This is a genomic window from Methylobacterium sp. WL6 (genome assembly GCF_008040095.1).
Classification (GTDB): Bacteria; Pseudomonadota; Alphaproteobacteria; order Rhizobiales; family Beijerinckiaceae; genus Methylobacterium.
Genome location: NZ_VRVH01000302.1, coordinates 1 through 5,240, shown reverse-complemented (window position 1 = coordinate 5,240; position 5,240 = coordinate 1). Strand labels below are relative to the sequence as shown.

3 protein-coding genes are annotated in these 5,240 nt (G+C 72.8%); all 3 read right to left on the bottom strand.

Annotation, left to right across the window (positions count from 1 at the left end):
• Window positions 1–355: 355 nt before the first annotated feature.
• Window positions 356–949, bottom strand: coding sequence for a DUF2147 domain-containing protein (locus FV230_RS24105; RefSeq protein ID WP_147844198.1), 594 nt, complete (start codon window positions 947–949; stop codon window positions 356–358).
• A gap of 9 nt (window positions 950–958) precedes the next feature.
• Window positions 959–4,057, bottom strand: coding sequence for an efflux RND transporter permease subunit (locus FV230_RS24100; protein ID WP_147844197.1), 3,099 nt, complete (start codon window positions 4,055–4,057; stop codon window positions 959–961).
• Window positions 4,058–4,102: 45 nt separating this feature from the next.
• The coding region (locus FV230_RS24095) for an efflux RND transporter periplasmic adaptor subunit (protein WP_246694980.1) at window positions 4,103–5,240 on the bottom strand (1,138 nt) is incomplete at its 5' end.

Here is a 5,240-nt window from a genome sequence, read left to right as displayed (position 1 = left end):
TGGCCAACGCCGCGGCGAGGCCGTCGAGGGCGGCTTCGACGACGGCGCGGCGGCGGTCGCGGCGGCGACGCGGGCGCTGGCCGAAAGCCACGGCACGCTCAACTCGCGATCGACCCGCGTGCCGGGAACCACCGGCTGACCCGCCGCGGACAGCGGCTCCGTTCTCGGGAACTTCCAACCACTCGTCCCGCCCGTGCCCTCATCCTGAGGTGCTTGCGCGAAGCGGACGCCTGGAAGGAGGCTCCCGGGGATCGCGCGACCACTGGAAGGCTCCTTCGCGGCGGCCGCCGCGCGGCCGCACCTCAGGATGAGGGGGTGGTTTGGGGCGAGGCGCGTTCGCCAGAACGCCGCGCCGCTACTTCGGCGTTGGCGCACCCGCCGGCTTGGCGGCCGCGGGCTTCGGCGCGGCTCCGGGCTTCCCCGCCCATTCCGGGTCCGAGCGCGGGCCGCCGGGGGTGTCGGTCGCGGCGGTGAGCTGGCCGGGCACCACGTCGCCCACCCGCGTCCAGGTCTGGGTCTGGCACAGCACGGAGATCAGGCAGCCCTTCACCGACAGCTCGGCGGGGGTCTCGCTCCAGATCGTCACGTCGTAGGACTTGCCGTTGTCGCCGTTGTAGATCTTGCCGACGAACCGGCCCTCCTCGTTGCGCTTCAGGCCGAGGATCATCTGGTGGCCGAGGAGCGGCCGGGCCTGCCGCTTCGGGTCGGGGTTGTAGCGGTCGATCTTCGGCTTGCCGTCCTCGCCCAGCGGCTTCGAGCCCCAGACGACGTAGCCGCACAGGTTCGCGCCGCCCGGCCCGCAATGCTCGGTCCGCACCCGGGCGCGCCCGTCCTCGGTGAACCAGGTGCCGGTGGGGTCGGCCGCGGCCGCCGGGCTGGACCCGAGGGCGGAGGCGGCGGCGAGGCCGAGGAGGGCGAAGGTCGAGACGCGGGCGGACATGACGGTCATTCGGTTTCCTCAGGGGGAAGGGGAGGGATGGGCCGCGGGCGCGGTGCCGGCCTCGTCGCGGGCGCCGACGAAGCGGCCGAGCACCCGTCCGAGGACGCGGCTCAAGCCCTCCATCAGCAGGAACACCGCCGGCACGAAGACCAGCGAGAGCAGGGTCGAGACGATCAGCCCGGCGATCACCGCGACCGCCATCGGCGCGCGGAACTCGCCGCCGACGCCGAGCGCCATCGCGGAGGGCACCATGCCGGCGGCCATGGCGATCGTCGTCATCACGATCGGGCGGGCACGCTTGCGGCCGGCCTCGACGATCGCGGTGACGGGATCGACGCCGCGCCCCATCTCCTCGACGGCGAAATCCACCAGCATGATCGCGTTCTTGGTCACCAGCCCCATCAGCATCAGGATGCCGATCACCACCGGCATCGAGATCGGCATGCTCATCACGAGCAGGCCGAGGATCGCGCCGCCGATCGAGAGCGGCAGCGAGAACAGGATCGTCAGCGGCTGCAGGAACGAGCCGAACAGCAGCACGAGCACGGCGTACACCATCATGATGCCGGCGCCCATCGCCAGGAGGAAGCCGGAGAAGACCTCGCCCATGATCTCGGCGTCGCCGGTCTGGCGGATGGTGACGCCCGGCGGCAAGCTCTTGGCGGTCGGCGTCTCCAGCGCCTGGGCGATCAGCGAGCCCAGCGCGTCCGAGCCCTCCATGTTGGCCTCCACGGCCACGCGCACGACGCGGTCGTAGCGGTCGATCGCGCCCGGGCCCTGGTCGAGCTCGATGTCGGCCACCGCCGCCAGCGGCACCGCGGTGCCGTTGTTGGCCGGCACCTTCAGGTTCTCCAGCCGCGAGACCGTGCCGCGGGCGCTGTCGGGCAGCTGCACCCGGATCGGGATCTGGCGGTCGGCGGCGTTGAACTTGGCGAGGTTCAGGCCGATGTCGCCGATCGTTCCGACCCGCACCGTCTCGGCGATGGCGTCGGTCGAGACGCCGAGGTCGGCCGCGACGCCGGGCTTCGGGCGGATGCGGACCTCGGTGCGGTTCAGGGGCGCCGTCGACATCACCGCGACGAGGTGGGGGATCGCGGCCATGTCGCGCTGGAGCCTGGCGGCGACCTCGGCCACAACGCCGGCATCGGGGCCGCCGACCACGAGGGCGAGGTCGCGCTGGCCCGAGTCGCGCAGGGACCACGAGCGGATGTCGGGCTCCTGCGCGATCAGCCCGGCGATCTCGGTCTCGACGGCGGCCTGCGACTGGGCGCGGGCGTTCTTCGGCGTCAGGTTGACGGTGAGCGTGGCCAGCCGCGTCTCCCGCTTGCCGCCGACCTGCCGGCCGCCGTCGACGAAGACCGAGACCACCTCGGGCAGGGCGCGGATGCGCGCGACCACCCGGTCGGACACGGCGATGGTGTCGGCGAGCCGCGCGCCCGGCGCCAGCTCGAGCATGAACAGGGTGCGGGCGTTGTCCTGCTTCGGCACGAAGCCCGAGGGCAGCAGGCCGGTGGAGGCGAGCGAGCCGGCAAACAGGGCCAGCCCGACGAGGAGGGTGACCACCCGGTGGCGCACCGACCAGCCGACGAGGCGGCCGTAGGCGCGCATCACCGGCCCCTCGCGCTCCGCGTGGTGGGCGTGGTCGCGCAGGAAGTAGGCCGCGAGCATCGGCGTGATCAGCCGCGCGACCAGCAGCGACATGAACACCGAGACCGCGATGGTGAGCCCGAACTGGATGAAGTAGCGCCCGGCGATCCCCGGCATGAACGACACCGGCGCGAACACCGCGATCAGGGTCGCGGTGATGGCGATGACGGCGAGCCCGATCTCGTCGGCGCCCTCGATCGCCGCCCGGTAGGCGGACTTGCCCATCCGCATGTGGCGGACGATGTTCTCGATCTCGACGATGGCGTCGTCGACCAGGATGCCGGTCACCAGGGTGATCGCCAGCAGGCTGATGCCGTTCAGGGTGAAGCCGAGCGCGTCCATCGCCCAGAAGGTCGGGAACACGGAGAGCGGCAGGGCCAAGGCCGCGATCAGCGTCGCGCGCCAGTCGCGCAGGAACAGGAACACCACCAGCACGGCGAGCGCCGCGCCCTCGATCAGGGTGTGCATCGCAGAATCGTAGGAGCCGATCGTGGCCGAGACCGAGGAGTCGATCCTTTCGAATTTGACGTCGGGGTAGCTGGTCGCGAACTCCGAGATCTTCCTTTCGACGCCGGCGGCGACCTCGGCGTCGCTCGCGCCCGAGCCGCGCGAGACCGCGAAGGCGACCACCGGCCGGCCGTCGAAGCGGGCGAAGGTGCGCGGCTCCTCGATCGCGTCCCGCACGGTGGCCAGATCCGCGAGGCGCACCTTGCGGCCGCCGTGCAGGACGATGGAGGTGGCCTTGAGGTCGGCGAGCGTCCGCGAGGCGGCCAGCGTCCGGATCGACTGCTCGCGCCCGCCGACCTCGCCGCGTCCGCCCGCCATGTCGGCCGAGGTCAGGCGCACCTGCCGGTTGACGTCGGCCGCGGTGATGCCGAGCGCCAGCAGCCGGTCGGGCTGCAGCTCGATGCGCATCTCGCGCGCCACGCCCCCGACCCGCTCGACGCCGCCGACGCCCTTCACCCCCTGGAGGATGCGCGCGAACCTGTCCTCGACGAGCCAGGACAGGTCGGCGGGCGTCATCGCCGGCGCGGTGACGCCGTAGATCAGGATCGGCAGGCCGGCGATCTCGACCCGGCTGATCACCGGCTCGTCGATGGTGCGCGGCAGGTTGATGCGGATCTTCGAGACCGCGTCCTTGACGTCGTTGACGGCCCGGTCGGTGTTCACCTCAAGCCGGAACTCGACGGTGGTGACGGACGAGCCCTCGGTGATCGCCGAGGTGATGTGCTTGACCCCGCGCACGCCGGCGATCGAGTCCTCGACCCATTTCGTGACCTGGGTCTGGAGCTCGGAGGGCGCCGCGCCCGACTGCGTGATCGCCACCGAGACGATCGGAACGTCGACGTTCGGCATCCGCGTCACCGCGAGCCCGCGGAAGCTGACGAGGCCGAGCACGATCAGCACGAGGAACAGGACCAGCGGCCCGATCGGGTTGCGGATCGCGTAGGCCGAGACGTTCAGGCGCATCGGGCGGCCCGTTCCTTCTGCATCACTTGGCGGGGCGGCGTCGGCTCAGGGGACGCCGGCGTCGGCGCTCGCCTCGGGCGACGGCGCCTCGGCCACGGCCGGGGCGACGGCCGCCAGCGGAACGGGGCGGACCTTGTCGCCGTCCCGCAGGAAGCTGCCGGCGCGGGCGACGACGCGCTCGCCCTCGGAGAGCCCGCTGCGGATCTCGATGTCGTCGTCGTCGGACAGGCCGGTGCGGACCTGGCGGGCCTCGACCGTGTCGCCGGCGACCACGAGGACGCTGCTGCGCGCCGGGCCGCCGTAGAGCACCGCGGCCTGGGGAACGGCGACGCCGCGGGTGCGGGCGATCTCGACCGCGCCGCGGGCGAAGGTGCCGATGCGCAGCCGCGGGTCGGCCTCGAGCCGGACGCGGACCTTGCCGAGCCGGCTCGCCCGGTCGACCTCCGGGTAGACCGCGCGGACGCTGCCCTGGACGCGTGCGCCCGCGCCGATCTCGATCCAGGCCGGGCGGCCCTCCCGCAGCAGCGGCAGCTTGGTCTCGACGACCTCGCCTTCGAGCTCGATCTCGCCCCGGGCGATCAGGCGGAACAGCGGCTCGGCCGCGGACGAGGCGGTGATGCCGACGCGCGCGGTGCGGCGGTTGACGATGCCGGCTTCCGGCGCGCGGATCTCGGTGCGGGCGAGCCGCAGCTCCAGCTCGTCGCGCACCGCCTTCGCCTGGGCCAGCTCGGCCTTCGCGATGACCAGGCCGTTGCGGGCGAAGGCGAGCTTGCCCTCGGCCTGGCGCAGGGTGGAGGTGCGCCCTTCCAGGATCGCCGCCGTGCCGTTCCCGGTCTGCATCAGCTGCTTGGCGCGGTCGAACGCGAGGCGCGCCTCGACGGCGGCGGCTTCCGCCTGCTCGATGGTGCTCTCGGCCTGCGGGACGGCGGCGGTGGCCTTGTCCACCAGGGCGGATTGCTGGGCGAGCTGGCGGTCGATCAAGTCGTGCGACAGGCGGGCGAGCACCTGGCCGCGGGCGACGCGCGCGCCCTCCTCGACCAGGACCTCGGTGACGCGGTAACCGTCGATCTCGGGCGTCACCAGGATCTCGTCGCGCGGCACCAGCGTGCCGGTGACGACCACGCTCTCGACGATCTCGCGGCGCGCCGCCTCGACCACGCTGACCGCGGGCGCGGGGCTCGCC